The organism is Citromicrobium bathyomarinum, from assembly GCF_038594485.1.
GTDB lineage: Bacteria > Pseudomonadota > Alphaproteobacteria > Sphingomonadales > Sphingomonadaceae > Alteriqipengyuania > Alteriqipengyuania bathyomarina_A.
On sequence record NZ_JBCFZG010000001.1, the window covers coordinates 34,361 to 60,143 of the forward strand.

The 25,783-nt window shown below is 59.1% G+C and carries 22 protein-coding genes; 12 read left to right on the forward strand and 10 right to left on the reverse strand.

Annotation, left to right across the window (positions count from 1 at the left end; translation table 11 throughout):
* Nucleotides 1-323 precede the first annotated feature (323 nt).
* The 4 genes from AAG591_RS00155 to AAG591_RS00170 form a co-directional block, all read right to left on the reverse strand.
* Complete coding sequence (locus AAG591_RS00155; protein ID WP_342528925.1) at nucleotides 324-956, reverse strand: DUF4145 domain-containing protein; 633 nt, start codon at nucleotides 954-956, stop codon at nucleotides 324-326.
* A gap of 223 nt (nucleotides 957-1,179) precedes the next feature.
* Nucleotides 1,180-1,722: a hypothetical protein gene (locus AAG591_RS00160; protein WP_342528926.1), complete on the reverse strand. Its 543-nt coding sequence runs from the start codon at nucleotides 1,720-1,722 to the stop codon at nucleotides 1,180-1,182.
* Nucleotides 1,723-1,964: 242 nt separating this feature from the next.
* Nucleotides 1,965-3,884, reverse strand: a complete 1,920-nt coding sequence (locus tag AAG591_RS00165; protein WP_342528927.1) for a UvrD-helicase domain-containing protein — start codon at nucleotides 3,882-3,884, stop codon at nucleotides 1,965-1,967.
* Entirely contained in the window at nucleotides 3,871-6,174 is a 2,304-nt protein-coding gene (locus AAG591_RS00170; protein WP_342528928.1) for an AAA family ATPase, read from the reverse strand. The genes AAG591_RS00165 and AAG591_RS00170 overlap by 14 nt, the downstream gene beginning before the upstream one ends.
* Before the next feature lie 693 nt (nucleotides 6,175-6,867).
* On the opposite strand from AAG591_RS00170, the gene AAG591_RS00175 reads away from it, so the two are divergent.
* The 5 genes from AAG591_RS00175 (at nucleotide 6,868) to mobF (ending at nucleotide 14,656) form a co-directional block, all read left to right on the forward strand.
* Nucleotides 6,868-7,266 (forward strand): single-stranded DNA-binding protein, encoded by a 399-nt coding sequence (locus AAG591_RS00175; protein ID WP_342528929.1) that lies wholly within the window; start codon nucleotides 6,868-6,870, stop codon nucleotides 7,264-7,266.
* 801 nt (nucleotides 7,267-8,067) lie between these two features.
* Nucleotides 8,068-8,289, forward strand: a complete 222-nt coding sequence (locus AAG591_RS00180; RefSeq protein WP_342528930.1) for a hypothetical protein — start codon at nucleotides 8,068-8,070, stop codon at nucleotides 8,287-8,289.
* Nucleotides 8,290-9,028: 739 nt separating this feature from the next.
* Complete coding sequence (locus AAG591_RS00185) at nucleotides 9,029-9,358, forward strand: hypothetical protein (RefSeq protein ID WP_239806589.1); 330 nt, start codon at nucleotides 9,029-9,031, stop codon at nucleotides 9,356-9,358.
* Complete coding sequence (locus AAG591_RS00190; RefSeq protein WP_342528931.1) at nucleotides 9,348-11,702, forward strand: type IV secretion system DNA-binding domain-containing protein; 2,355 nt, start codon at nucleotides 9,348-9,350, stop codon at nucleotides 11,700-11,702. The genes AAG591_RS00185 and AAG591_RS00190 overlap by 11 nt, the downstream gene beginning before the upstream one ends.
* A gap of 44 nt (nucleotides 11,703-11,746) precedes the next feature.
* Entirely contained in the window at nucleotides 11,747-14,656 is a 2,910-nt protein-coding gene (gene mobF / locus AAG591_RS00195; RefSeq protein WP_299310195.1) for a MobF family relaxase, read from the forward strand.
* Between the two features lie 102 nt (nucleotides 14,657-14,758).
* On the opposite strand, the gene AAG591_RS00200 is transcribed toward mobF, so the two are convergent.
* Genes AAG591_RS00200 through AAG591_RS00215 form a run of 4 tightly spaced genes read right to left on the reverse strand, consistent with a single transcriptional unit; the run spans nucleotide 14,759 to nucleotide 16,836 of the window.
* Nucleotides 14,759-15,187, reverse strand: coding sequence for a ubiquitination-like system serine protease family protein (locus tag AAG591_RS00200; RefSeq protein ID WP_239806592.1), 429 nt, complete (start codon nucleotides 15,185-15,187; stop codon nucleotides 14,759-14,761).
* On the reverse strand, nucleotides 15,180-16,349 hold the full coding sequence (locus AAG591_RS00205) for a ThiF family adenylyltransferase (RefSeq protein WP_299310194.1): 1,170 nt from the start codon (nucleotides 16,347-16,349) through the stop codon (nucleotides 15,180-15,182). The genes AAG591_RS00200 and AAG591_RS00205 overlap by 8 nt, the downstream gene beginning before the upstream one ends.
* Nucleotides 16,324-16,587, reverse strand: a complete 264-nt coding sequence (locus tag AAG591_RS00210) for a multiubiquitin domain-containing protein (protein ID WP_299310193.1) — start codon at nucleotides 16,585-16,587, stop codon at nucleotides 16,324-16,326. The genes AAG591_RS00205 and AAG591_RS00210 overlap by 26 nt, the downstream gene beginning before the upstream one ends.
* A 9-nt stretch (nucleotides 16,588-16,596) precedes the next feature.
* Entirely contained in the window at nucleotides 16,597-16,836 is a 240-nt protein-coding gene (locus tag AAG591_RS00215; RefSeq protein ID WP_239806595.1) for a DUF2188 domain-containing protein, read from the reverse strand.
* Nucleotides 16,837-16,969: 133 nt separating this feature from the next.
* Here AAG591_RS00215 and AAG591_RS00220 point away from each other — a divergent pair, with 133 nt between their 5' ends.
* The 5 genes from AAG591_RS00220 (at nucleotide 16,970) to AAG591_RS00240 (ending at nucleotide 21,765) form a co-directional block, all read left to right on the forward strand.
* The gene (locus tag AAG591_RS00220) at nucleotides 16,970-17,293 is read left to right on the forward strand and encodes a helix-turn-helix domain-containing protein (RefSeq protein WP_239806596.1); all 324 of its coding nucleotides are present in this window, start codon (nucleotides 16,970-16,972) and stop codon (nucleotides 17,291-17,293) included.
* The gene (locus AAG591_RS00225) at nucleotides 17,293-18,207 is read left to right on the forward strand and encodes an ImmA/IrrE family metallo-endopeptidase (RefSeq protein ID WP_239806597.1); all 915 of its coding nucleotides are present in this window, start codon (nucleotides 17,293-17,295) and stop codon (nucleotides 18,205-18,207) included. The genes AAG591_RS00220 and AAG591_RS00225 overlap by 1 nt, the downstream gene beginning before the upstream one ends.
* Nucleotides 18,208-18,407: 200 nt before the next feature.
* Nucleotides 18,408-19,061, forward strand: coding sequence for a DUF6088 family protein (locus AAG591_RS00230; RefSeq protein WP_342528932.1), 654 nt, complete (start codon nucleotides 18,408-18,410; stop codon nucleotides 19,059-19,061).
* Nucleotides 19,058-20,104, forward strand: a complete 1,047-nt coding sequence (locus tag AAG591_RS00235; RefSeq protein WP_239806599.1) for a nucleotidyl transferase AbiEii/AbiGii toxin family protein — start codon at nucleotides 19,058-19,060, stop codon at nucleotides 20,102-20,104. The genes AAG591_RS00230 and AAG591_RS00235 overlap by 4 nt, the downstream gene beginning before the upstream one ends.
* Nucleotides 20,101-21,765 (forward strand): VRR-NUC domain-containing protein, encoded by a 1,665-nt coding sequence (locus AAG591_RS00240; RefSeq protein WP_299310191.1) that lies wholly within the window; start codon nucleotides 20,101-20,103, stop codon nucleotides 21,763-21,765. Before AAG591_RS00235 ends, AAG591_RS00240 begins: the two co-directional genes overlap by 4 nt.
* Nucleotides 21,766-21,789: 24 nt before the next feature.
* On the opposite strand, the gene AAG591_RS00245 is transcribed toward AAG591_RS00240, so the two are convergent.
* Nucleotides 21,790-22,425, reverse strand: coding sequence for a LexA family transcriptional regulator (locus tag AAG591_RS00245; RefSeq protein ID WP_299310190.1), 636 nt, complete (start codon nucleotides 22,423-22,425; stop codon nucleotides 21,790-21,792).
* A gap of 110 nt (nucleotides 22,426-22,535) precedes the next feature.
* Here AAG591_RS00245 and AAG591_RS00250 point away from each other — a divergent pair, with 110 nt between their 5' ends.
* Both AAG591_RS00250 and AAG591_RS00255 read left to right on the forward strand, forming a co-directional pair.
* The gene (locus AAG591_RS00250) at nucleotides 22,536-22,868 is read left to right on the forward strand and encodes a hypothetical protein (protein ID WP_342528933.1); all 333 of its coding nucleotides are present in this window, start codon (nucleotides 22,536-22,538) and stop codon (nucleotides 22,866-22,868) included.
* Nucleotides 22,865-23,074 (forward strand): hypothetical protein, encoded by a 210-nt coding sequence (locus tag AAG591_RS00255; protein WP_342528934.1) that lies wholly within the window; start codon nucleotides 22,865-22,867, stop codon nucleotides 23,072-23,074. The genes AAG591_RS00250 and AAG591_RS00255 overlap by 4 nt, the downstream gene beginning before the upstream one ends.
* A 1-nt stretch (nucleotide 23,075) precedes the next feature.
* On the opposite strand, the gene AAG591_RS00260 is transcribed toward AAG591_RS00255, so the two are convergent.
* A complete protein-coding gene (locus AAG591_RS00260; RefSeq protein ID WP_299310188.1) occupies nucleotides 23,076-25,781 on the reverse strand; it encodes a conjugal transfer protein TraG N-terminal domain-containing protein in 2,706 nt (901 codons plus the stop codon).
* Nucleotides 25,782-25,783 lie beyond the last annotated feature (2 nt).

The window sequence follows — 25,783 nt, forward strand, 5'->3', positions numbered from 1 at the left end:
GCGCTAAATAGTAAACCGATTTACTTTGTGGCTCTCGGCTCCGTGTTGGCTGTCCTGCAAGTGCGTTTTAACGACGGCAAAAGTCTATTCCAAGAGGGGTTTCTCCAGACCATTCTCTAATGCACCGGCTTGCGATTCGGTCAGCAGTCGCTGTCCGCTTAATCCGCTCAAAGATATAAAAGCTGCCTTTCCGCTTCCGGCCCCAATTGTGGTCAGGGAGTAGTCTTCTTCCCAACGGCGAGCAGCCGCTCGGGTTTTGCGGGAATACTTTTCTTGATGCCTAATGCCTTCTGGCCGACGATAAAAGCGCGATGGAGGAACACCTATAGCGATGAGAGCAGTTCGGAAACCTCCTGACTGTCGGGCTCCCAGCCGCGATGCGCAGCCGCATTACCCGCATCCGTAACAACGCCGAGGATGTCCCGCTCAGTTTGCCCGATCCACCCTCCGTTGCGCAGCTCGTTCAGTTTCTCATCAAATGTCTTGGCCGGGTCGATGCCGATGACTTCGGTTGCACGGTCCAGTGCCGTTCTGAGTCCTATCGCCGTGAGGATGTGTGCCTGGTTGTCGTGCGCTACGTACATCTGGCTCAGGATATTGCGCAGCTGGGGGTCAGCCTTTTGCATGGCGTCGAACCATACCGGCTTCGTCTTGGCCTCTGGCTTCGGATAAGTTTGTATCTCCCTCGGATGCTCATACTGCTCCTGCCCCGCCGCATCGTAGTAGTGATCGGTGTCTTCGCTGTTCCAGCTGGAAGTTTCGTAGAAGACCGTCTCGCACCCTTGACATTCGAGCAGAGAGTGGTCGACACCGCCGTTGACCGAATGGCCATATTGCTTGTCCTCCCAGTCCCAAGCCTTGTAGATCGAGCCGTGGATTTCGCAGGTGCGCTCGCCATCGCAGGTGGGACAGTGCCCCTTCTTCGTTGCGTTTGTTGCTGTTGGTGTCGTGGCCATAGAGCCCGATAGCGAGCACTGACGAACTTTTCCAACAGTGTGCGTGTAAGTCGGCGCATCCTAAGTCCGCTTTTTGGGTTTGGCCGCTCTAGAGCCGCCATTCTGCTTCCGGCCCAGTTTCTGCCGGTCTGTAATGCGCTCTCATCCCAGCCGCCCGACTTGTTGGTTCGCGGTGCGCGCAGGAGCTAGGCGAGCTTATTCGAAGGCGTCAGCGGAAACCGGCTCAGTTCACCTCAATTAGAGTGGCAAGCCAAATCACTCCGGTCGAAATTAGCGCACCGATCAGTGCGAAAACCAGCCGATCAAAATTCGGATGCCGTTCCTTCCACGGCTTCGCTTGAGGGGCAGTCCAGCCCTCGGTGACCTCGTCGAGTTGACGACGCAGACGCTCGTCCATGGCCGCGATCCGCTTGTCCACCTCGCGTGTCGCGCTGCTATCGCCATTGGCCCCTGCAGCGCTCAGGGGCTTTGCAAGAACGTCTCTGGTTTGCTCAAGGTGCTCGTCGAGCGCTTCGGCAATCGATCCGGTCGCTGATTTCCACGCCCGGCCACGGTGCTCGATCAGCTTCGCTGCTTCATCGAGTGATTTCGATAATGCTGCTGACGTATGGCTCTCGAAGATTTCGAGGCTATTTTTTGCAGTGGCCCCACTCTGCAGGAGGCCTCGACTGGCATGGTCGGCGATCAGCGCTCGAATATCCGCCGCAATCGACTCTCGACCGACAGCGAAATTCTCCGCAGCTCGGGTTCGGTAATTAAGGGCCACTCTCACGCCTCCCCGTCGAATCTGAGGATAACACATCGCTCCGATGTGATTTTTGCCAAGAATTTCGTGCGAATTATCCCCAAGAGAACCGAAACCGTCACCTTTGTGGAAGTCGTGAATAGCCGAAACCCGAGAAGCGGATCGCAATGAGTGGGCCGCTGCAAGAATCTGATGCTCTCATCTGGTCACAGAGTGTGCCGCAGCCGGAATTAGCCATGTGCCCGTGTTGATAGTCAGCTTGGTTAAAGTCGCTCGACTTCATCGGGATCGAACCATTCGTTGCGAAGCACAGCCGCAACAAGAGCGTCCGGATCCTCGGTATAGGTAACAAGCGCCAGACTTTTTTCGGCGCGCGTGCAGGTCACGTAGAGAAGTCGCCGAGTCCGAGTGATTCCGCCATCGGTGGCATCAGCAACATGCTTGCGATCTGTGTCGGACAGCGGCTTTGCCCCGAATAGTTTTTCGTACGAAAACAGAAACCCGCGCGCATCGCTATCATCGAGAATCACCAATACGCGCTCAAATTCGAGCCCCTTTACGCCTTGATGGGTTCCGAAAGGTCCGCGGTCGCTGACATATTCAGCGTACGGAACCGCTTGGCGATACGGTGTCTCTAGAAAGGCCCTCCATGCTTCGAGGCTTGCTGGAGACGGCTCTGTCGCTTCCTCGTCGGTGTCCATTTCCTCTTCATCAGCAATCGCCTCGACATCCGTTGCCGCGGCACCGGCTTCATCAGCCACAAAGGGCTGCAGGGCGGCAGGGATCTCGAACAACCGGTGCTCTGCAACGCATTCAAGAATGGAAAGGAATGTCGTGGTGGGGCTGTCGGGATTGAGGGCGAGCAGCGCATTTACTCCCAGCCTAATTGGAAGCAACGGATCGTCTGGGTTCGTACTTTGGGCAACGGCTGAGCGTTGGAGCAGCGGTGAAGTCGCGCGCAAGTGAGCCATGACGGCGAACTCATCCTTCGCACGCGCCGCTGCGACAAGCGGGGCGACGCGTTCTGTAAATAGCCTCAGGCCCGCAATCTCCCCTGTCCGCAGGCCTGTCGAAAGGCGCGAGTCCCGATCTAGTGCTTGGAACATCTCCAGGAAGCCGCGGCGCGATGCCGCCATGTGGTGTTCGAGCGTGAGTGTTTTCACCTCAGCTTCGTCGCGCCATTCAGGATCGCCGCAAAGATCGGCCATCCGATCACGAACCCTTTGCTCCAAGCTCGGCTTGTCGGGGGTGGTGCTGGATGCGACGAAGAGCCGGACAATCCCAGCGTCGCTGTCGTCACGGGCTAATTGGTACTGGCCATCGATCGGTGCCCGCAGCACGTTTCCGAGCGCAACTACACGCTGGGGTGACCGATGGTTCAGCCGCTTGACTGGGCGAGCCCAACTGTCTGGCACTAGCCGCTCTAGTTCCGGATGACCGTCCAGAAAAATGCGCTGCATAGTATCGCCAAAGAGACCTATGCCGAACTTGCCTTGGTTCGCAGCTGCGAGCGAAAAGAATGCCTCGAGCAGCGTCTTATTTGTGTCTTGGCTCTCGTCGATAAGCAGAAGCGGATATTTGTTGACAAGAACCGTCCGCATCGATGGTTTGGTCTCGATAAACGCTGCGGTAATTTTCAGAACTTCGGAATGCGACAGCGAGTCTTGGCCGAAATTGTCGCCGTTGGGATTGTACGTGAAACGTCGCGGCAAGCTGAGCCATTCGAGACGCCGGGTGGTCGAAGCAATGGCGCGCTCGCGGTCGAGCGCCGCCTTCGTACCGGCGCGTCCCTTGGTCTGCTTCTCGTGAAGATCGGTCAGGTTCGCCGGAAGCGTTTCGAGCAGCCACGCCTGAATATCGGAATGATAGGTTTCGATATGCCGCCAGCAGAAGCTGTGGATCGTCGAGATTGGGAAAAGAGAATCCTGCCCCACACGTTCGGCGATTTCGTCTGCCGCGGCATTGGTGTAGGTGATCACCGCGATCTTCTTGCCCAAACGACGGAACGCTGCGCCGTGTGCGTCGCGAAACCCGTCTAGCGCGTTCTTCAGCGAGCGGGTCTTTCCCGAGCCCGCACCGGCATAGAGGAAGAAACTCTTGGGGGCGGCGGGGTTCAGGCACTCGCGAATTGTTGCGTCTGCGCCGTCGTCGAAGTCTGGCGGCGCCGTTTCAATCTCCACCATTCACTCGTCCCGCTTTGATTTCGCCTTCCAAAATATCCTTGCCAACAGCGCCTTCAAACCATTTGAGACCGGCTGCGATATAGCTCGGTGGCTTCAAAGCCTTGGGATCTTTAAGCATCAGACAATCGAGTGCGAACGCTGCCTTTTCAGCGGTCTTAAGCAAGTCGAACAGTTCATCTTCAAGATCTTCTCCCGACAGCGGCTCCGCCACGATGGCGCTAATTTTGGCTGAGGTGAGTGAGCCTTCGACCTTCGCGATGGTCGAGCGGTTTTCCAGGATAAGGGCGTCCTCGAAGGTCCGAGGGATGACAAGAGCATCATCATCCGCCGCGCCTTCTACTTTCACCGGCTTCTGATACGCGACGTAGAGTTCATAATCGCCACCCGCCGTCGATGCGTGGCCTTCGGCCGGCAGCGCGACCAATTCATCGATTAGCTTCTTCTGGGGATGCCACTCCTTAAGCACCGAGTTCGCGGTTTGCTGCGCTTGACCCTGTTGGGGGCGTGCCGATTTCCAGCGCGATGTTTCCTGTCCATTCTTATCGGTTATTTTCGTCGCCACCGTCGCATCTAGGTCGCCAATGATCAGGGTGACGATCCCAAGCGCGTCAATCAGATCGCGAAAACTGTGGACGTGGCTGCCGCCTAGCTCGAGCAGCGTCACATAGCGGCGCGACAGTTCAGGGTAGTGATGGCGGATAAAGTGCGGCACGAGGATGCGCTCGGCTTGGCCTTCGACGAAAACGACCCCATCGGCAAAGAAGAGATCGCAGTGCGTAGCCTTGAGGTACCGCTTCACAAAGCGCTTTGTGTCATCGCCGTCCCCGAAAATATGGGAAAGGTTGGCGACCGTTGTCGTCGGAGTTTCTCCCTTGCTAGCTGCGGGCCGGCGTCGAAAATATCGCAGGTTCGCGAAATCCGCTTCGTGCGCGACATGGCTCGAGTGCGTGCTGACGATCAGCTGGGTGCAAAAGTCATCTCCATCACCCAAGTCGCGATGTTTCCTGAGAAGGTTGTAGGCTTTATTGATGAAGACCTGCTGGACCTGCGCATGAAGATGGGCCTCGGGCTCCTCGACAAGGACGAGATGCAGAGGCTGAATCTCATGTGAGACATCGGCGCCTTCGAGCACACCCGCCTTTTCGACGCGCATCCATTCGTCGCGGAAGCCCATCAGCATGAACACCATCGCGATCAGGTTCTGATAGCCGAGGCCGGAATAGTCTTCTGGCAGCTTGAGTGTTTTGGTGCCGTCACCCGATGGGTCGGCGACTTCGTACTGCACCGAGGAACCGTGTTTTAGCCCATCTGTCGCTCGAAGGAGCGTCGAAATTTTGAGCTTGGGATTGCTCATGCCTGGGTATCCCAGATCCTCGAGTTCTTCGAAGGCCGCGGAGAAACCCGCTTCGAGGCGTGAATCGAAACTGCGTTCAGCGGCTTGAATCGCGCCAAGTGCTTCGTAATCCTTCTCAGAAGGTGTTTTCGAAGGATCGAGGTGACGGTCGTAATAGGAACGCAGCTGGTCTGACAAACGCCGTTTGAACCGGCGGGCAGTTGCCTCGACCCTATCTTCGCCACTTTCACTACTGCCAGCATCGGCGAAATCGCGCTGTGCGGCGATTTCATCGATCTTGATCAGGTTTTTGAAGGGAGGGTGGTCGAATGCGAGGGCACTGGCCGGCAGTGTTTGCGGTGTTGTTAGTCCACTTTTGCCCGGCGGCGTGAGGGCGGCCGGGTCAAGCGGATAGGCCGACAGATCAAGGTGCGCGCGCAATCGCCGTTCCAAGAAATCGGTCAGGCTACGCGGCCACACTACGAGCTTGACCGCTTCACCGTTCGGACCGGTGGTTGATGCATCGCGGGCCGCGCTGCGCTGCGCGAGGTATTCGGTCTTGAGCTTCTCGAGATTTTTGACGCGGTAGGTGAGCCGCACTCCGAGCAAGCCGCCGGACCAATCCAATGTTGGCAAGATATGGACGACGTGATGGATCTCCTTGAGCGGAACGTCGAGCCAGATGTCTAGTGAGGGGAGGAGTAGGTCTAAATCGACCGATGGGTCAGTATCGGCTTCCCACTCGTCGCCAAGCTGATCGATCTTTGTCCAGTTTGCGATCGTTACATCACGCAGTGCCAGACGCGTTGGCGAGAGCAGAAAAAGGCGTAACGCTACCATCGCGGAGGTCTTCCCGCTGTTGTTGGCGCCAACAAGGATCGTCGTCTTTTTATCAAAATCGAGGTGGGTCGATTTCAACTTTCGGAAATTTGAGATCTCGACGAATTTGATACGCATTATGCTGTCCAGTGTATCACTTTAGCTTCTGCAGCTTGAGCTAACGGTAAATCCGAAGTTTGGCCAATGCCCGTTTTTCGCGAATTTGCGTTCCGCGGGAATAGCGGGGTTGGGACGCGGGGCGAGCATTCGCGGCCGAAGCCGTAATCGACGGGGAGGGGCGCAGAACGCTCTATCGAGGCGCTCGCCGGAATTTCCGTTTCCGGGAAAGCTGCTCTACCGGCCGAAGGTCCGGAATTAGGGCGAAAAGCTGACGCGAGCCCAACAAAAAAGAGACCGCGCCAAGCGCTTTGCACTGTGGTCGTTCCTGCACATGTTCGGGTCCGCCCCCGATCTCGATGTGGCGTTCGAGAACGAGGAAGACCGGGAGGCGGCGCGCAACTTCATGGATCTCCTGGCGGCATCGGAGGGCGATGGGGCAGGCTGATTGCAGTAGGGTCTTGGCACCTTCAGACCCGCACCCGATACCCATCCGGCTTTCTTCGCGAACAGTCCTGAACCAGGTCAGCTGAGGACGGCAACCCGTTCCTTTCCGGCCGTGTTGGCAGCTGCGCTGCCTGCCCGCACCACCCGTCATGAACAGGTTTCCCTTGGAGCTTTGCTCCTGCGGTGCAGTCCTCCCATGCCCTGCTTCTTCTGGATGTTCGCAAGCCGGAGATGGTCTCCGGTTTGAGGAACTGAAGGAATACACCCATGACCAATATCGCAATCCTCACCGGTCGCATCGCTCGCGATCCCGACACCCGCGAGACCAAGGGTGGCACCAATGTCACCGGGATCACCGTCGTCACCGATCGCCCCGCACGTGACAAGGACGGCAAGACCTACAAGGACGAGAACGGCTACACTACCAAGGATAGCGAGTTCCACCGGGTGACCTGCTTCAACGGCCTCGCCACGACCGTCGGGCAGTACTGCTCAAAGGGCCAGCTGGTCAGCGTCCAGGGCCGCATCCACTACACCCAGTGGGAGGACAAGGACGGGGTCACGCGCTACGGCACCGAAATCCTCGCCGACAAGGTCGACTTCCTCTCCCGCGGCAACGGGTCGAGCGACGACAACCACAACCAGGATGCTCCCGAGATCGACTAACATCCACCATCATCGATCCCGCTCAGAGGGGCGCTGTCCAGACCGGACAGCGCCCCTATGTAGTGTATGAAAACCCGGAGATCTTTCAGTAATCATTTGTAAAAGCGGTGCTAAGAAAAATGCTATGAATGACGAAGCGATAGCCTTTTACCCGGGAGAGGCTGCAACGCCTGCTGAGGTGGTGGCTATTGCCGATGAGTATCGGTTCGCGGCACAGCTTCTCGTCCAGAATGGACGGCCTGGAGAGCCGAGGTCGCGGGCACCGTTTCGCATGGTCGCGATCCATGCGGTCGAACTGTACATAAACGCATTCCTTCTTCAATCGGGTCACAGAGCGGGACAAGTCCGCGGGCTCCAGCACAATCTCGCGGCAAGGGCGGACCTCGCTGTCGAACGTGGTCTAGTGCTTAGGAAACGGACACGCGAACACTTGTACTCCATGTCGCTGTCGCGCGAATTCCTTATGACGCGATACGTGCCCAGCGGTACCAGCCTATCGGAGATCAACCGTCTTCGGGCGACGCTCACAGAGGTCGCGCAGAAGGTCTCGGCAGCAATCTAGCTGGGGGCCGGAGGGGAGGGGGCCTGGCTCACGGTTGTCCCATTCTGATGGCCGCACAACCGACGCGTCAAGGACGGCAGGGTCCCACCATTTTGCCTCCCCTTCGCTGCGCTGCGGTCCGACAAAATCGTTGCCCCTACCGCCGCTTCGCGGTCGCCCGAGCGGGCGATCCCTGACCCGTCGGCCGCACGCCCATCCGTCCTGCTCCTGCCGTCAACGGCAGACATCAGGAGGTTATTATGGCTACGCAATTCCAACGAACTTCGACTTCGGATCGCTACTTTGCCGCACTGGCTGTGGCAGAGCGTCGGGCGCTGCACAGCTTCTTCGATCAGCACATTATCGAGGACAAGCGTCTTGGGTATTTTGCCCTGGATGAAGGCGACTACAATGCACTTCCGACGCACCTTGCAGCGCGCGTAGTGCACACGATCCACGGGGCGATGTCAGACGAGTTCTAACCGAAGGATCAGGGCAGGGGCCGGGAACGGTTCCTGCCCTTTTTTCATGTTCGCGGGGGCGAGTTGGGTGCCTAATTCGCAGAGAGAAGTCTTGAAGTTGCGGCGCGATTGGGAATGCATCGAGCATCCGAAAGCGTCGCGTCTCTCGATGGCCATCTGGTCCCCACCGAGATGCCGGCAGCGTGAGCAATCGTACCCGCTGAGCTTTGGAAGCGGCCATCGGATCACGAGCGCCCGGGCGTCTAGACGTGGCATTTTGTTCTGCGTTTCGAGCCGATTGAAGAGGCCGGCAGGTCACGGTTCAACGTTCGCAATTTCCGTCAAACCAAGGCCAGCTTGTAGCCCAGGACGATCTTCGCCACAATTATCGCGTTGTCTCAGAAAGGCCCATTTGCTCTCGCTCCGAAAATAAGGACGTAAATTCAATCTATTGAACGAGACTGGCGAGTTACTGGAGACGTCCGCGCAATTGGGAACTTGACAGGCACACCGTACGCAGCGGGGCCGCCATTGTTCTTCTAATGTTCTCAATCGGTTCCGGTGCAAATTCGGCATGTGCATCGACCGATTTGACCGCAAATCGCGATTTGGATTCGCAAATTGGCGACAATTCACTTTCGTCTAACACGCTGGAATAGCTAGGGAACTTTTCGTTTTCCTACATGGCCTTTCCTATTTAGTGTGATCCTCGCCTTCCGCAGGTCGAACCAGGCTTCTTGAGCACAAGGAGCTTGGAAAAATGCAACGTTACAGGGTCCTCCAGACCTACGTCCCGCAGCTGATTGCGGACTGGATTCTGGAGCAGTCAAACACCCGCGATACAAGCGTGAGCGTGGTCATTCGTGACCACCTCGTCACGGCATGGAACCGCGACAACGATAGCGCTGACCGTCCCGGCGGGAGCGATCCGGCTCGCCAGATGGTGTTCCTCACCACGGCGCTCGATGCGCTGCTGGCAAGCCATTCCGACGACAATCTGCGCAAGCGAACCCATGCCGCCTACCACCGCCGCCTGGCCCAGCTCGGCTTCATTCCTGCGCGTGCGAAGGAGGCCGGCGATGAAGAATAGTATCGTCAACTTCACCCGCGGCACCCAGCTCCTGGGACACTTCGGCTTCATGTTTGCAGCCGGCTTCAAGCTGCCGCTTATCATCTCTGCACTGGTTATGCTGGGGATCTGCTGGTGGCAGGTCAGCAGCGCGCTTGATGACTACCAGGCCTACCTGTTGTGGATGCATCTTTATGCCTCGGGCTACATGTTCATGGAGTTCGATCCGGCCAAGCTCGTGAACCTGCGCCTGCCCGATGGCGACATGATTGCCTTCCCCATGGCGGTGGTCCGGGACTTCCCGCCGATGCGCGAAGCCTGGGACCTGTTCTTCGCCACGGTGAAGCAGGCGGTAGTGCTCTCCACGGTCTGCCTTGTGCCGCTCATGGCGCTCTTCTGGTGGGTCGCAGAGCACTTCGGCGAGAAGTCCAAAGCCAGGCGCCATCTGCGTGGTGCCAAGCTTGTATCGCTGCCCGAACTCAAGGCCGACATCGCTCGCCACAATCGCGGCAAGCGCGCGCTCGAGTATGGCCGCGAACTGGGTTGGAAATGGCGACTTGCTGGTCGCAAGGCGCTGCAAGATGCCGGCCTCTATGCGCCCGCGCACCTCGCAGGCGTAAGCTATCCGTGGCGGCAGGAACAGGGCCACGCCATGCTCGTCGGCACCACCGGGATGGGCAAGACCGTGGCGCTCTTCGAACTCGTCGACGAGATCAGACAGAGGGGAGAACGCGCGGTCATTTTCGACCTCACGGGGGCCTTTATCGAGGCCTTCTACGAGCCCGAACGAGACGTCATCCTGAACCCGCTTGATGCCCGGTGTCCGGCCTGGAGCGTGTTCAACGACTGCACCACCAGTTCCGAGTTCCATGCTGCAGCAGAGTCCCTGGTGCCGCATGACGGCGGCGGGGCAGAGCAGTTCTGGGTGCTCGCAGCACGTACCCTGTTTGTCGAGACCTGCCTCAAGCTGGTCGAAAAGGGCAAGGGCACAAACGCGGCGCTCGCAAGCGACCTGATGAACGCCAATCTCTCCGATCTGCACCAGCTGCTCGAGGACACGATGGCGGGGCCTATGACCGATCCGCAGGCCGCCAAGATGGCGGAATCGGTGCGCGCGGTATTCAACGTCAACGCCAAGGCGCTGCAACTGCTGCCGACCGAAGGCAAGGCCTTCTCGATCCGCGACTGGGTCAAGGGTGGCGGCAAGGAGGGATCGTTCCTGTTCCTCTCGGCGCGCTACGCTGACCTCACGGTTCTCTCGCAAATGCTCACCCTCTGGCTCGACACGGCGATTAATACCCTGATGACCGGGCGGACCTCGTCTGACCTCAAACTGTGGTTCCTGATCGACGAACTTGGCGCGCTTCATCGGCTCCCTTCGCTCGAGAAAGGCCTGCAGACCGCGCGTAATTACGGCGGCGCCATTGTCACCGGCGTGCATGCCTATGCCAAGCTGAAGGAGGTCTATGGAGAAAACATGGCGATGACCTTGTCGTCGCTCGCCAAGACCAAGCTCATGCTCGGAACGGCCGACCGCGAGACGGCCACCTGGTGCTCGGACACTGTCGGTCACCGCGAAGTGCGCGAGGTCGAAGAGAACCAGAGCTATGGGCACAACAGTGCCCGCGATGCGGTGAGCCTTACCGCCCGCCGCGAGATCGCACCCTTGTTGCTGCCCGACGAGTTCATGGGCCTCAAAAGCCTTGAGGGTTACATCAAGTTTCCCGAAGGGCTTCCGACTGCACCCATCACGCTTGAGCCCCAGGACTGGCCCCGCATTGCCGAGGGGTTCATCCCACGCAACACACCGAAGCTCGCAAAACCTGCTGCCAGGCCCGTCACCATCGAGCCCGACGATTGCGACGATGACGACGATACCGGGCAGCATGGCGGCGACAATGACGATTCCGGTGAACGCCGTCGCCGTGACGAGAAGCACCGTGGTCAGCAACTCGATAGCGATAAGGACAAGCGTCCAAATCGGGGGGCACGGCGCAAGCGCGCACGAGACCGTTCGCGCGAGGAAGCGCGGGACAAGCACTTGGCCAACGAACGTGCCAGGTCGGGTCGCAGCGAAGACCCCGCTAAGGCGCATGGGCGCGCAGACCAAGAGGGTAATCGGCAAAGCGAACTGCCGCTTGGGACCGACAAGGATCGGGCGCGCGATGAAACCGCCAAGGGTCGCTCCGCGAAGGGCGGTGAAGATCATGATCCGCACCGCGACAAGGCGAGCAGAGAGGGGCGCAACCGTGCCGACCAGGAGCGCCGTCAGCAGGGTCTGCTTGGTGGTGCCGCGCATGACAGGGACCACGACAAGTCCGATCGGGACGAGCCCGACGTGGGCGATATCGAGCCAGATATCTGATGCGGGGGCGCGGGGCAGCAGTGGGCTCGTTGGAGGACTAGGCCATGCTCTCAATCGCCAATGTGCGTTCGCCCTCGGCTGCGGCCAGCTACTTTGCCGACGACAATTACTATGCCCGGGCCGATGCCGATCGGTCCGGGCAATGGGTCGGCGAAGGCGCGAAATCGCTCGGTCTTTCGGGACGCGTCGAGACGAAGCAATTCGATGCCTTGTTGCGCGGTGAGCTCCCCGATGGGTCGAGCGTCGGCAATCCCGGCCAGGCGCATCGGCCGGGCACAGATCTTACCTTCTCGCTGCCCAAGAGCTGGTCGCTGCTGGCGCTGGTCGGCAAGGACGAGCGGATTGTTGCTGCCTACCGCGAGGCGGTAACCGAGGCCCTCAAATGGGCCGAAAAGAACGCTGCTGAAACCCGCCTTGTCGAACGCGGTAAGGTCAGGACCGTGGCGACCGGCAACCTTGCCATCGGCCTCTTCCAGCACGACACCAACCGCAACCAGGAACCCAACCTGCACTTCCACGCGGTGATCGCCAATGTGACGCAAGGCAAGGACGGCAAATGGCGCACGCTGAAGAACGACAGGCTCTTTGCGCTCGGCACGCTGCTCAACTCGATGGCCATGGCGCGCTTCCGGATCGCGGTCGAAAAGCTTGGCTACGAGACCGGCCCGGTTGGCAAGCACGGCAATTTCGAGGCGCGCGGAATTTCGCGCGAGCAGGTGATGGCTTTCTCCTCGCGGCGCAAGGAGGTGCTTGAAGCGCGCCGTGGTCCGGGGCTGGAAGCAGGCAAAGTGGCGGCACTTGCCACCCGTTCGCCCAAGCACCCGATCGAGGATCGCGCGGTCCTCGGTGAGCAGTGGCAGGCGGCGGCGCAGACAGTCGGCCTCGATCTTCCGAGACTGATCGATACCGCGAAGACGAGAGCAAGCGAACGCGACGCTGCCGATACGAAAATGCCCAGCCTGGCCGAGCGCGGGCTGGCGCTGCTCAAGGATTTTGCCGAACGCATCAAAGGCAAAGAACGTGATCCGCTTGTTCCGGATCATGTCCTGAAGCGAGGTCCTCAAGAGATAGCGGCGGCCCAGGCTGTCGCATCTGCCATGCGCCACCTGTCGCAACGCGAGGCGGGGTTTGCGCGCGAAGACCTGTACAAGGCAGCGCTCGATTTTGGCCTGCCCACGACCATCGCGCACGTCGAGAAGGCGGTCCGCTCGCTCGTACGTTCGGGGCAGTTGCTGCGGGGCAAGGGCGAGCACAAGGGATGGCTGGCAAGCCACGAGGAAGTCGAGCGCGAGGCGCGGATCCTCGCCTGGGCAAACGAAGGCAAGGGTGCGGTCGAACCCATCATCACCGAACGCAGAGCTGACGCCAGCGTACAGGCATCGGCTCTCGCCAATCAGGGCTTCAAGCTGAACGAGGGGCAACTTGGCGCTGCGCGGCTTATCCTGACTTCGCGCGATCGGACCATTGCAGTGCAGGGCGTTGCCGGTGCGGGCAAGTCGAGTGTCTTGAAGCCCGTCGCCGATGTGCTGCGGGAAGAAGGTCACAAGGTGCTCGGTATCTCGGTGCAGAACACGCTGGTGCAGATGCTCGAACGCGACACAGGGATCGAGGCGCAGACCCTCGCGAGCTTCCTCAAGCGGTGGGGAGCGATCAGCGAGGGGGAAGCACGGTCCGGCCTCGATCGTGAGGCGCGCAAGGAATTAGGCGGCAGCGTCCTCATCCTCGACGAGGCCTCGATGGTCTCCAACGCCGACAAGGAACAGCTTATCCGCATCGCCAATCGCGCCGGTGCCCAGCGGCTTGCTTTGATGGGGGACCGCAAGCAGTTGGGTGCGGTCGATGCCGGCAAGCCTTTCGACCTCCTGCAACAGGGAGGCATTGCCCAGGCGCAGATGAATACCAATTTGCGCGGCCGCGATCCGGTCCTGCGCGAGGCACAGGCAGCGGCGCAGGCGGGGCTGGTTCGCACGGCGCTAGACCACCTCAAGGAGAACACGGTCGAAGCCAAGGGCGATGGGGCCATACTCGCTGCCGAACGATGGCTGGCGCTTTCACCGGAAGAGCGGGAGAGGACAGCGATCTATGCCTCGGGCCGCAAGATCCGCGCCGCCGTCAACGAGGCAGTCCAGACCGGCCTTGCCGCCATTGGCGAGATCGGCCCTGAGAAGATCCAGCTGGAGGTTCTCGACCGCGTCAATCTCACGCGCGAGGAACTACGCTACCTTGCCGCCTACAAGCCTGGAATGGTTCTCGAGGTCGCGAAACTTGAGCGCGCACTTGGCCTCAAGCGCGGCGAATATGCGGTGCGGAAGGTCGACGACCGTAAGGACACCGTTGAGCTTGAGGACAGGCAAGGCAAGCTGCACAAGCTCAAGCCGTCTCGGATCGGCAGAACGGGCAAGGACGACAACCTGTCGCTGTTCGACCTGCGCAAGCTCGAAATACATCAAGGTGAGCGCGTTCGCTGGACCCGGAACGACCATCGGCGCGGGCTGTTCAATGCCGACCAGGCCCGGGTTGTCCAGATCGATGGCGATCGCGTCACCGTCGAGACCTCCAAGGGTGTTGAGCAAAGGCTCGGAAAAGACGATCCGATGCTGAAGCGCCTTGATCTTGCCTACGCCCTCAACGCTCACATGGCTCAGGGCCTCACCTCCGACCGCGGCATTGCCGTGATGGACAGCCGCGAGCGCAACCTTGCCAACCAGAAGACCTTCCTCGTGACTGTCACGCGCTTGCGTGATCATTTGACTCTCGTGGTCGACAGCGCCGCAAGACTCGGGGCGGCAGTCTCGAAGAACAGGGGCGAGAAATCATCGGCGCTTGAGGTGACTGAGCGTTTGAAAGTGGCCGCGCAGGTCGGGGCGGGCAAGGATGTAACTGAGAAGAACCCCAAGGCTCCCGAGCCGGAACTCGCCAAGGAGCGCAATCGCTCCATGGACTTTGGGATTTGAGGGGAGGTCCTCCGCGCAATGGTGAGCTTGAGCTCCATTGAGCCGACCACTTGGATGGTGTCAAACCACCATGATGGCACGCCCCAAGGCCAATAAGCCCGATCAATTTATTAGCCAGCCGAACCAACGCTTCCAGAACCCCGGCTTTTTCAGCGTCTTCTTGCTTGATGTGCTACTTAGGGTGCCGATTCCGTAGTGATGCTCCTTGCTTCTGCGATCATTCGCGCGTCCGGCGTTAATCTCTTCGTCGGTCCAGTCTCCCGCCCAGTGGACCTGATTCTGCCTGATCCAGTAATGCGAACGGCACGGGAAGCTCCAGTTCCCGATTGATGGTGACAGCGAAATGGAAACTCCGTCGAACACCAGCTTCCAGTCGGTCGGCGAGAAGGGGGTGACCACCTCCATCCCGCACCCGCAGGCGCAGCTATGAATAGCCGTCGCAAAATCAATCGAGATGTAGATTTTGCCTTGTTCGATTGTCGCTGGAATGGTGTCTACAAATTCTGGACTGAGGTGGGCGCGCTTATTCATTCGACATGTGGTTCCCGTCTATTGTGTAGTTCGCGTTCATCTCGCCTTCGAGGTCGAGATAAATCCCGTTCAGTTTTTTCCATTTTATCACGGCAAGGCACGCGTTGAGCGCGTTAAGTTCCGCAATCTGCACATTTTTCGTGTAGGCGGCATCTTCCTCGCCATCGCCGAACCGGACGAACTTCCGCAACGTGTCGCGGTCCTCGGGCGTGCTGGTGCTGGTGCGGACCACGCCAAGCAGCTTCCCGTCGGCGATTTCGACGCCCATGCCGACATCGATGAAGCTCTTTCCCGTTGCTTCCAGATGGTCGACGATCTTCTCCTTCGCGCTTCCCTTGTCGACGCAGATGAAGATGAAGTCGAGTTCGTCCAGTTCGGCCAGATTGGCTTCGGTGATGTAATAGGGGTGGGGCACGACGCCCTTGCGGAAAACGTCATAGATGGCTGCGTAATGATCGGCCTTCATCGGCCTGTCACGCAACGTCTCAGCCGATACCGCGCCAGGGCAGCGGAAAGCGTTGTGCTGAATAAGGTCGTCGCCATCATAGAGGTGGATCTCGGCCACCCAGCTCTTGGCAATCAGGTCGAGGACGAAGGAACCGCTTCCTCCAAGGCCGACAATGCCCACCTTCTTACCAGCAACGCGCTGCGCCATGTCGGTAATACCAGCGAGGCCGGAGGCATTGTCGAGGTAGCGGAAGGGACTGTCGGGTTCATCAATCTGGGTCACAGCATGAGTGCGCCCCGTTGCTCCTGGCTCAAGCTGCTGCGCATGAACCGATATCATCTCGGCGTAGGTCGTTACCTTCGCATAATAGTCAGGGTAGGGGCCTGTGGTCGGCTTGCATGAGAACGAACGTGTGACGGTATTCCCGTCGCCAATCACTTCGTTCTTGATGCTGTGCTTCATGTATGCCAGCTCCTTGCCATTCTTGTCGCAAGGATGGTCGCCGGTGAATTTCATCACATGGGTTTTTGGTGCCAGCGTCGTGTCATCGGACAGGCGCAGCTCGCTTACCAGCGCGGCGCGCTTCACGGTCTTGTCCGCCGCAACATAGGGAATGTTGCTGACTACGAGCTGCCCACCCACGATGGACAGCTCATAGCCATCATCAAACAGCCGCTTCAGATCGTCGCTACGACTTATCAGTTGCGGTAACATTGAAGATAGTTCCCTTCTTGACCTTCACGCATTCGCCTTCGGCAAGAGTGCCTTCGGGCTTGTTGCCCATCGCCTTGCGGTAGGTGATCGTGAAGCAGATGTTCTGGCCGGTCGGCGGATTGTCGAAAGCCAGCTTCACCAGTTCGTCGAAGCAGATTTCTTTGCCGTTCACGACCTTCTCGCGACCGTTCACGATGACCGTGGTTTCCTTCTCTTTCTTGTCTTTGTCGTTCGTCATGCGAACCTCCTATTTCTTGTCTTTAGGCGGGCAGGGATCGTTGCCGTGGCTATCGCTGCGGGCGATCTTTCCGTCCTGGTTATGGATGCGAAACTCGGTGCTTTGATTGCGGCTGATTTCGCGGCCGCGATCGATGGCTTCGCGTTTCGTGCTGTGGTGGCTGCTGGCGCGGCTGGCGCCGCCCTTCTTTACATCCCAGCCCCCGTTGGGATTCGGGACCACGTGGTGGCTTTTCGGGCCTTTGCTCATTGGCGGATACCTCATTGTTTAACATTTATGACGCAAAAAAAGTGCGCCTACTCCGAACATCATATATTGCTTGAAAATCGGAAGTCAAGAGGTTATTGTATGCCTACACCGAACTTTTTGAGGAGGACCGCTTATGGCCAATGTCTTAGGCGACAAGATTCGTGACTTGCGTAAGGAGAAGAAGCTGACGCTCGACAAGCTCGCGGAGCTGACCGGCTCCAGCAAGAGCTACATCTGGGAGCTGGAAAACAAGAATCCACCCCGCCCATCGGCAGAGAAGCTGTCGAAGATTGCCGAACAGCTGGGGGTGACAATTGAGTATCTTCTCGATGACCAGAACAAAGTTGCCGAAGTCGATGCCGTCGATGCGCAATTCTACAGGAAATACAGAAGTATGCCCGCCGAAACGCGGGAGAAAATCCGCAAGATCGCCGAAATGTGGGATGACAGCGAATAATGGATAACAAGTCGCCGCAACGCTGGGCCATTGACCTGACCCTGCTTCTCAATGCCCGCGACGGCGACGACCGCTTTCCCGTTGATGTGAAGTCGCTGGCAAAGGACTATTCGCATCAGGTTTTCCCCAATGACCCCGTCACGCTTATCAAAGGTGGCGACCTCGATCGCTTTGAAGGCGGGCTTTACAAGGCCCCGCCTGGCAAGAAGGGCTGGGGCATCATCTACAATTCGGAGATCAAGTCCCCCGGCCGGATCAACTTCACCCTCGCTCACGAGTTTGGCCACTATCTCGTACACAGGCACCAGTTTCCCGATGGCTTGCAATGCAGCGCCGAAGATATGGCGAAATGGGACAGCGAGTATGGCCAGATCGAGCAGCAGGCGAACGAGTTCGCTGCAAGCCTGCTTATGCCAAGGGACGACTTCCAGCGGCAGATTACGCCCAGCGCCCAACCCGGCTTCGATGAGCTTGGTGCCTGTGCCGAGCGCTACGGGGTGTCTCTTTCCGCTGCGACGCTGCGGTGGCTACAGTTCACCGAGAAGCGTTCGATGTTCGTGGTATCGAGAGATGGTTATGTGCTTTGGGCAAGGTCGAGCCCAAAAGCATTGCGGACGGGTGCGTTCATCAAGACGGCAAACCTGCCGCCTGTGTCCTTGCCATCCGGTTCGTTGGCCGCGCAGACGCATTTGCTCGATAACGGCAAAGGGCGCATCGAACACAATGCCTTCACTTGGCTGAAGGAGCCCTGCGTTGAAGAGACGTTCCTTTCCGAGCGTTTCGATAAGACATATACGCTGCTTCATCTCGGGCCTGCCCCCGTCAGGCGTTTTCAGAACGATGACGAGGAAGAGGGCGAAGATACCTACGACCGGATGATTGGTCGCACTCCGGGCTCTTCATGGTTGGGCTAATTTGGCTTTGCGCATTCTTATTCGACTGATTGACTGTTTCTGCATCATATATTCCGAATGCCGAATTCTTGCTTCTGGATTATTCTGGAAGGTTATAGGGGGCGGGAAGGATTGGCCTTCGGTGCTGTCCGAAATTCATCTACATTTTTCGGACAGCTTCCGGCTCGACTTTGTCCGAAATTATGCTACATATTTCGGACATGGGCGTTGAAATCTCTCCGCTAAAGTCGCAAATCCTCGAGCGTATCGCAAAGGGGGCGAAGAATGCTGTCTGGACGCCATCGGACTTCCTCGATCTCGCAAGCCGGGATGCTGTCGACAAGACACTTCAACGCCTGGTGAAGGCAGGAGACCTGCGCAGGATTGACCGTGGACTGTACGACAAACCGGGCATCAACAGCCTGACCAGGGAAAAAAGTGCACCCGATCATCGTGCCATTGTCGAGGCAGTTGCGCGCCGCGATCAGATACGTGTGCTGGTTGACGGTATGACGGCCGCAAACGACCTCGGTCTTACAAATGCAGTGCCGGCGAAAATTGTCGTTCACAGCGAAGCAAGGCCGAAGTTGATCAAGCTTGGCAATCTCACCATCGAATTCAAGCAGACGGCTGCGAGTAAACTCTATTGGGCCGGGCGCCCGGCGATGCGGATCGTTCAAGCCCTGCACTGGCTGCGCGATACGATGCCTGGTGACGATGTTGCAGATTGGCAAGATCGCCTGATCAGCCTCCTCGCCGATCCTTTGCACGGCGAAAAGTTGCGAGCTGATCTGACGGATGGCTTCGCTACGCTTCCCGCCTGGATGCAGGATCTCCTCCGCCCTCTGCTGCGCGATCAGGCATCGTTCTCGTGAACCCTTCATTCGATGAAATCCTGCGTGCCGATGCAGAAACACGCAGCGGGCTATATACAGCAACCGCGCAGAGGCTCGGTACGACGCCGCAGAACGTAGAAAAGGATCTCTGGGTCTGCTGGACGCTCGATGCGCTGTTCAACGGGCTTGGAGAGGGGCCGCGGCTGCTGTTCAAGGGAGGCACTTCGCTGTCGAAGGCTTTCGGTTTGATCGAACGCTTTTCCGAAGACATCGATGTGACTGTCTTCCGCGATGATCTGGGACATCCGGCTTCGGTCGAAGAACTCGCAGCGCTCAGTGGCAAGAAACGGCAAGCCGCGCTCGACGAAATCCGCGAAGCCTGTGAGGCCTTTATCAACGGGTCATTGCTGGAACGGCTTGCGGCAATATGCGACGAAACGTGCGCGCGCACGGGGATCGAAGCTGGCGCACTACAGGTGAAGCCCGACCCACAAGACCGACAGACACTATTGTTGGTTTATCCCAGTGCAACTCCGACCGACGCCTATATCGCCAAGTCCGTGAAGATCGAGTCAGGGGCGAAATCTGCGCTCGACCCAAATTCACTGCGAACCATTACACCCTATGTCGATGCCGACGTGCCGGATATCGACGTCGCCGTGCCAAACGTCACCGTTGTCGATGCCGAGCGTACCTTCTGGGACAAGGTCGTCATCTTGCATGGACTGCGGCGCTGGTACGACATTCGAGGACAACTGCGCGGCAACGGACAACGTGTTTCTCGCCATTACTACGATGTGTTCCGTTTGCTCCAGTCCGACGCTGGCCAGGCAGCGCTGGCAGACCAGCCGCTGGGCGAAGACTGCGTCGCCCATGCTCGCATGTTCTTCAACAGGCCGCCGTTTGACCTGGCGTCGGCACATGCCCCAACGTTTGCTCTGTGTCCGGAGAAAGGGATGATCGATGATTTGCGCCAAGACTATCGCGCAATGAGTGTCATGATCTTCGGCGAACCGCCACCCTTCGATGAAGTGATAGAGGCGGTGGCCGACCTGCAGCACCGTCTTAACGATCAGGCATGACGGGCTTCTTCGAGCGCCTGTTCGGTAAGCGTGCTCCCGACCAGGCAGGGCAGGTCGCGCGGTCAAAGGAAAGGCTCGAGATCGACGAGTTCGCTCACGGTCTTGTCAGCATTCCGCAACTCGATTTTGTTGGCCATCAAGCTAGGTCGCCCAATCGCCGGTTCCGTCTGATCTGGACCGACCGAACGCCTGACGGTTTGCGCGGTGGAAACCGCGAGAGCGGGCACGGCTCCTGGTCGCTGCTTTTCGACGAGAGTATCGTGAAATCGGGCAAGCTTGAGCGACCGCAGGAGGGGAAAGTCGCCGACAACGGCACTTTCATCCTTCACGACTGGATGTTCGGACATGGCTTGCACGGTCGATTTGTAGCCTGCGATTCACAGGGCCAAACGCTCATCGCGCAGCAGTTTTCTGCCAATCTCATGAGTAACGGCCTGTCTCCCGACGGTCGTTACGCAATCTGCCAGACAGCCAATGCCCCAGGGAGCGACGACAGTTGTCGATACATGCTTTTCGACCTCGAAGCTGGTCGGGAGATCGCGCGATGGGAAGTCGAGACCGGTTGGGCCGATGGCTATAATTGGAATTGTGATGCCGGCAGGGTAGTGATTTGCCTGAAGGACGGCGAGCAAGCGATCTACGACCTTGCCGGCACCATGGTCGATCGAGAGGGCTGGCGGCGCCGCCGTATCGCTGCTGGTGATCTGGGCGTGATCAAGGATGTCCTGTCATCGCTAGCTCCCCTTGACCGCGAAATGCGGCAAGACATCGCCGCTGGACTGAGACGCGCAGCGCGCGAGGGAGAGATTTGGAGCCAGGCCCGCGCGTTTCGTCTTCTGGGCGAATTGCATGAAACAGAAGGCGAGCCGGAAAAGGCGATCAAGGCCTATGATGATGCGCTGAGGCTGGATCCAAAGGTGGGTGTTGCCCGGAGGGTTGAAAAGCTTCGCAAGGAAACGGGGCAGCAGGAGGTCAAACGCGCGAGAGGGAGACAGAGTCGGTTTGAAAAGCAGGCCGAACGTCTTGGTATCGGGCACGATGTGATCATGCTCGACAAGGGCACCGGCAAGGACTGGAGACTTTACACGGTCCACGACTGGTCATTGGTCGAATTCGCCGCGCTCGAACACTATCTTGAACAAGGATGGTCAGGTGCTGCCTCCGAAGGCGGCTTGATCCTCACATTGATCAAGGCTGCATCATTCCCAAGGCTTGATCCGCGCCACGCCGATACGTTTGTCGAAGCGCTCTATGCTCAGAATGTCGCCTTCGCGCAGGACAAATTTGCCAAAGACCAACTCCTCGCCTCGGTTTCCCGAGCGACCCGGTCCCAGATCGAAGACAACTGGAAGATCATCTCAGCGAGCGCAGGCGATACTCCCGCATTCTATCCCAGCGTCCGTGCAGAGCATGTCTTCGGCCTCTTCGAGGCATTGGGTAGCGATCGTCTTGCAGAGATTGCCAATGTCTTTGCTACCGCGCCCTATGATCTTCGCTCAGGCTGGCCCGACTTAACCCTGTGGAAGGGCAAAACGGTCCGCTTTGTCGAAGTGAAGGCGCCTTCGGATAGCTTTCATGCAAGTCAGGCGCGACTGATATCGCAATTGCTTCTGCCTCTTGGCTTCGACGTTTGTCTAGGGGAAGTCAGGCCGACGACATGAAATGACGTCGCTTCGGCAGGCGACCTAAAGAGCCCGCCCGAACCAGATGACCCGCCCGACCACGTGCACTTCGGAACGATCCATATCGTTCCACGTCGGATAGGCGGGATTGTCGCTGGCAACGGTGATCTGCCGCGCCCCCGGCTTGATGGCGATGCGTTTGACAGCCAGCACATCGTCCGTGCGCAGGACATAGATGCCATCGCGCAGCCGGGAACCATGATCTGATGCATCGACGAGGACCTCGTCACCGTCGCTGAGGGTAGGTTCCATCGAATCCCCCAGCACGCGCACGATCGACAGGCTTGCGCTCTTGGCAGGGGTAAGCGCGCGCAGCCAACGTTCGTCGAAGCCGAACCTTGTGTAGGCATTTTCGCTTGCCGCAATCGCCCCGAACCCAGCTGAGGCCTGGACATCGAGAATGGGGATTTCGACCATGCCGTCATTGTCGCTCTTATCCGGCCCGCCGAGCACGTGTTCGTCGACGCCCAGGAAGGAAGCGAGCATCCGGCGATCATCCGGTTCGAGCGTCTTGGGCGAACCGCGCTTGATGAACTGCTGGATGTAGCTGGGGTTGCGACCGAGCATCCGCGAGATCGCGGCGTAGCCGCTTCCCCGCTCACGCAGGAGCCGGTCGAGCTCTTGTCGGACATGTTCCATCGTCTCGTGCCTTCGTTCTGGATCGTAGGATTCTTCCTAGACCTGAGGATGTCTTCCTACTAAGAACATAACAAGAACACAAGTGATTCTTGAAGCGATGCGAGTTGTAGATGACCCTGCTGGAACGGATCGAAAACCATCTGAGAGATAACGACATTTCGGCGACCACCTTCGGGAGGGAGGCGGTCGGCGATCCCCGCTTCGTGCTCGATCTCAGGAATGGCCGTAATCCGCGCCGCAAAACCGTGATGCGGCTGGAAGCCTACCTTGCGGAGTGTGGCGCCGAGGCGTGTGCATGCCAGTGTGGGAACGACCGCATCACGAACGGGCGTGCGAGTGAGCAATTCAAATATCTGGACAATTCGGCTACGCTCGACATTCTCGAGACTGGCGCGTCCAAGAGGAGAGGCCACTCTGGATCTGGCGAAGGAGACAATCGATGACCAATCCTGACAACTCTCCGCCGCGATCTAAGGAAGACTGGCAGGGCTTTCGCGAAATCGATCGAGCTATCGCTGAAAATCGAATGACCGCGTACAGTTGGACGAAGGCGTGGGCGGACCCCTGGAGCCGAGCTGGCCTGATCCTCTTTGCCGTACTGTTCGTCGCATTCGTTATCTTTGTCGTGATCTACGACGGCCTGCTCTGACCTACCATTCCTTGATCTCGTCGGCCGCTTCCGCGCTTGCTCCCCGCGCATTGCGTGTGCGGCCCTCGAGGTAGTCTCCAACGGTATCGACCCGGTCCCCACCGCGGCTCTGCACACGGTCTACCGCGCGGCCGATATCTTCCCGCGCGGATGAAGGTTCCGACAGGCTTCCTGGCACCGATCCCAATCGCACAGACCCGCGGACGTCACCTCTGCTCCCAACACTCGGTCGCGAGATTGGTGCGGCCGGGGGCAAGGTAAGCTCGCCCTCGATATCTTCGTGGATGCGGTCGGCGTAGCTGGCGACAAAGCGAGCCTGCAATTGCTGTCCGGCTGGACTCATCTGAAACGCGATATCGTCGAAGCGGACAGGGCCATAATAGTCGCGATTGGCCTCGATCTCGGCCATTCCCCATTCGCGATAGGCCTGGCTGAGATTGAGCGTACCCGCAGCATTGGCACTCTCGTACCAGCTTGCCTGGTCCTCGAGACGGCTGGCAAGCTCCTCGGCACGGCGGGCCTCGATAGTGTAACTCTGGGCCTCGGTGAGCGAGGTGTTGAGGCCCGAGGCAGTGGTCGAAACCAGGCTCTCCGAACTTGCGCTCGTCTCGCGCAGGAAACCTTCGCGTGTGCTCGACCAGTTGCGGCTCTCGGAGATCTGTGTGAGCGCGGCCAAGAGTCGCGAGCGATCTTCCGAGGCGATGCCGATATCGCTGTCAGTCCAGCTTTGGTTTCGCCCACCACGCAAACCAATATCGCCGCGTAACGGCCCTCTCTGCCCGCGAAGGCCCAGCCCCGCGTCACCATTCAGGAACCACGAGACGGTGATGTCGTCCGAGGCGCGCCGTGAGAGGCCAAACTGCTGCTGCAGCGTGCGCGAGGCATTGTCGATCTCGCTGAAGGCGGTGCCGATGCTGTCTCCCGACGAGGTGCCGCTGACGGTCTCGTTCGACTGGCCGGTCGAATAGGCATCGCGAAGTTCGAAGAAGCGAGTGATCGCCGAGCTCGTCGATTGCTGCGCGAGGTTGGAATAGGTCTCGCTCTGGCTGCGGCTTTGCCCGGCAATGGTCGACAGCCTGCTCGAGAAGTCCGATCCCAGCGTCGGCGAGAAGGGATAGCTCGAGGTCGGAACGTGAGCGAACTCGGCAACTGGAAAGCCCGTGGTTTGTGTGCCGCTATCGCCGAAACTGCGCGTCTGGCCCGCGCCATAGGCGATATTGGGTGCCAGATTGCCCTGCGCGAACTGCCGCGAGAAGACCGACGAATTCTCAAGATTGGTGTTGCCGAGCGAGATGTTCCCCGTGCTCGCTTCGCGCGCGGCCTCCTCGGCGGCGTTCTGGCTGGGATTGAGGTAGGAGGTCGCCTGGCCCGAGATCGCCATGGCGCCACGCGCCACGCCGCCCGCGAGGAACGGAATTGACGCGACTAGATAGCCGGCGAGCACGCCGATATCGGAGTTTACATCGGACATTCCGGCAAAAGTCGCCAGGCTGAGACCGGTGTCGCCACCCGCAGCAGCCACATCGCTCGCACCCTTGAACATGAGGATCATGTGGAGGATCACGAAGAGCGGTCCCCATGCGGCAAGGTAGAAGAACCCGGTGACATAGCCGCGCAGCGCAATCGGCCCGGTCCGCGGCATAAGGAAAAGCGGGAACAGTACCGGGAAGAGGGCGTAGAAGACGACTGTCAGCACGACATTGAGGATCGGCACCCATTTCATCGAATTGTGCGCGATCGAGGAATAGGTGCGCTCGGTCTGGATATCGGCGCGGGTCTGGGCGAAGACATCGATGCTGCCCATGCCGCTCGCCCCGGCAAAACCGTGCATCGCCTGGTTCATGGCGTTGATCGAGAGGACCTGGCGGAAGATGCCGCTGGCATTGCTCGAAACGCCTGAGAGGTAGCTGTAGGCAATGGGCAGGTCGGCAAAGAGCTTGGCGCGGGCGAGTGCTTCGGTTTGACGCGGATAGAGCTGGCGCCCGAAGGCGCTGCCCATATCATCGATGAGACTCGCCCACTGGGTGCCAAGCGTGTTGTAGGCTTCACGGCAGGTGGTGACGACCGAAGTCACCTCGCCGGTGTTGACGTCGCGGATGAGGAAACGCTGCGCGCGCGCTTCGCTGCCGGGGCCAATGGTCGCCCAGATGTCGGCGCTCTCGGCAAGCTCCTGCATCGAATAGCGGCCGAGCAGCACGTCGTAGAACACGCATTGCTTGAAATGCTCGTCGAGATTGGCGGCGAATTCGGGATCGGAAATGCGCAGGCCCCGCGTCGCTTCCAGGAGCCGGGCGCCGTAGATCATCCCGTTCTTCGAATAGTTGAGGTCGTCGGGCAGGCCGAAGACCAGTTCGGCCGAGCGGGTGAGATAGTCGCCTGCCTGGCTGGTGAAACTCGCCATCAGCGCAAGGCCCAGCGGGACATTGGCGACTTCTGCAGGCGCGAGGCTCGGATTGACGCGGTCCGTGACATGGACGTCCATGCGCGGCACCATCAGGCACATGTAGATGAGCGTTGCGCCAAGGAACCAGTTCACCCAGGCGCGCCAGTCCTGATTGAAGGCGAGCACAATGACGCCAAGCGCCATGCCCATGACGAGCGCGACCTGGATCAGGCTCTTGTAACCTCCCGCACCGGTCCAGGCGGCGACCGCGTTGAAGACGTTGACGAGATATTCGCCGCCGCCGACCGTGTAGACTTCGACCATGG

Excerpts from the sequence above, each read along its gene's own strand:
- AAG591_RS00155 (WP_342528925.1), bottom strand. The coding sequence starts at position 956 with ATGGCCACGACACCAACAGCAACAAACGCAACGAAGAAGGGGCACTGT.
- AAG591_RS00165 (WP_342528927.1), bottom strand. The coding sequence starts at position 3,884 with ATGGTGGAGATTGAAACGGCGCCGCCAGACTTCGACGACGGCGCAGAC.
- AAG591_RS00170 (WP_342528928.1), bottom strand. The coding sequence starts at position 6,174 with ATGCGTATCAAATTCGTCGAGATCTCAAATTTCCGAAAGTTGAAATCG.
- AAG591_RS00175 (WP_342528929.1), top strand. The coding sequence starts at position 6,868 with ATGACCAATATCGCAATCCTCACCGGTCGCATCGCTCGCGATCCCGAC.
- AAG591_RS00180 (WP_342528930.1), top strand. The coding sequence starts at position 8,068 with ATGGCTACGCAATTCCAACGAACTTCGACTTCGGATCGCTACTTTGCC.
- AAG591_RS00185 (WP_239806589.1), top strand. The coding sequence starts at position 9,029 with ATGCAACGTTACAGGGTCCTCCAGACCTACGTCCCGCAGCTGATTGCG.
- AAG591_RS00190 (WP_342528931.1), top strand. The coding sequence starts at position 9,348 with ATGAAGAATAGTATCGTCAACTTCACCCGCGGCACCCAGCTCCTGGGA.
- mobF (WP_299310195.1), top strand. The coding sequence starts at position 11,747 with ATGCTCTCAATCGCCAATGTGCGTTCGCCCTCGGCTGCGGCCAGCTAC.
- AAG591_RS00200 (WP_239806592.1), bottom strand. The coding sequence starts at position 15,187 with ATGAATAAGCGCGCCCACCTCAGTCCAGAATTTGTAGACACCATTCCA.
- AAG591_RS00205 (WP_299310194.1), bottom strand. The coding sequence starts at position 16,349 with ATGTTACCGCAACTGATAAGTCGTAGCGACGATCTGAAGCGGCTGTTT.
- AAG591_RS00210 (WP_299310193.1), bottom strand. The coding sequence starts at position 16,587 with ATGACGAACGACAAAGACAAGAAAGAGAAGGAAACCACGGTCATCGTG.
- AAG591_RS00215 (WP_239806595.1), bottom strand. The coding sequence starts at position 16,836 with ATGAGCAAAGGCCCGAAAAGCCACCACGTGGTCCCGAATCCCAACGGG.
- AAG591_RS00220 (WP_239806596.1), top strand. The coding sequence starts at position 16,970 with ATGGCCAATGTCTTAGGCGACAAGATTCGTGACTTGCGTAAGGAGAAG.
- AAG591_RS00225 (WP_239806597.1), top strand. The coding sequence starts at position 17,293 with ATGGATAACAAGTCGCCGCAACGCTGGGCCATTGACCTGACCCTGCTT.
- AAG591_RS00230 (WP_342528932.1), top strand. The coding sequence starts at position 18,408 with ATGGGCGTTGAAATCTCTCCGCTAAAGTCGCAAATCCTCGAGCGTATC.
- AAG591_RS00240 (WP_299310191.1), top strand. The coding sequence starts at position 20,101 with ATGACGGGCTTCTTCGAGCGCCTGTTCGGTAAGCGTGCTCCCGACCAG.
- AAG591_RS00245 (WP_299310190.1), bottom strand. The coding sequence starts at position 22,425 with ATGGAACATGTCCGACAAGAGCTCGACCGGCTCCTGCGTGAGCGGGGA.
- AAG591_RS00250 (WP_342528933.1), top strand. The coding sequence starts at position 22,536 with ATGACCCTGCTGGAACGGATCGAAAACCATCTGAGAGATAACGACATT.
- AAG591_RS00255 (WP_342528934.1), top strand. The coding sequence starts at position 22,865 with ATGACCAATCCTGACAACTCTCCGCCGCGATCTAAGGAAGACTGGCAG.
- AAG591_RS00260 (WP_299310188.1), bottom strand. The coding sequence starts at position 25,781 with ATGGTCGAAGTCTACACGGTCGGCGGCGGCGAATATCTCGTCAACGTC.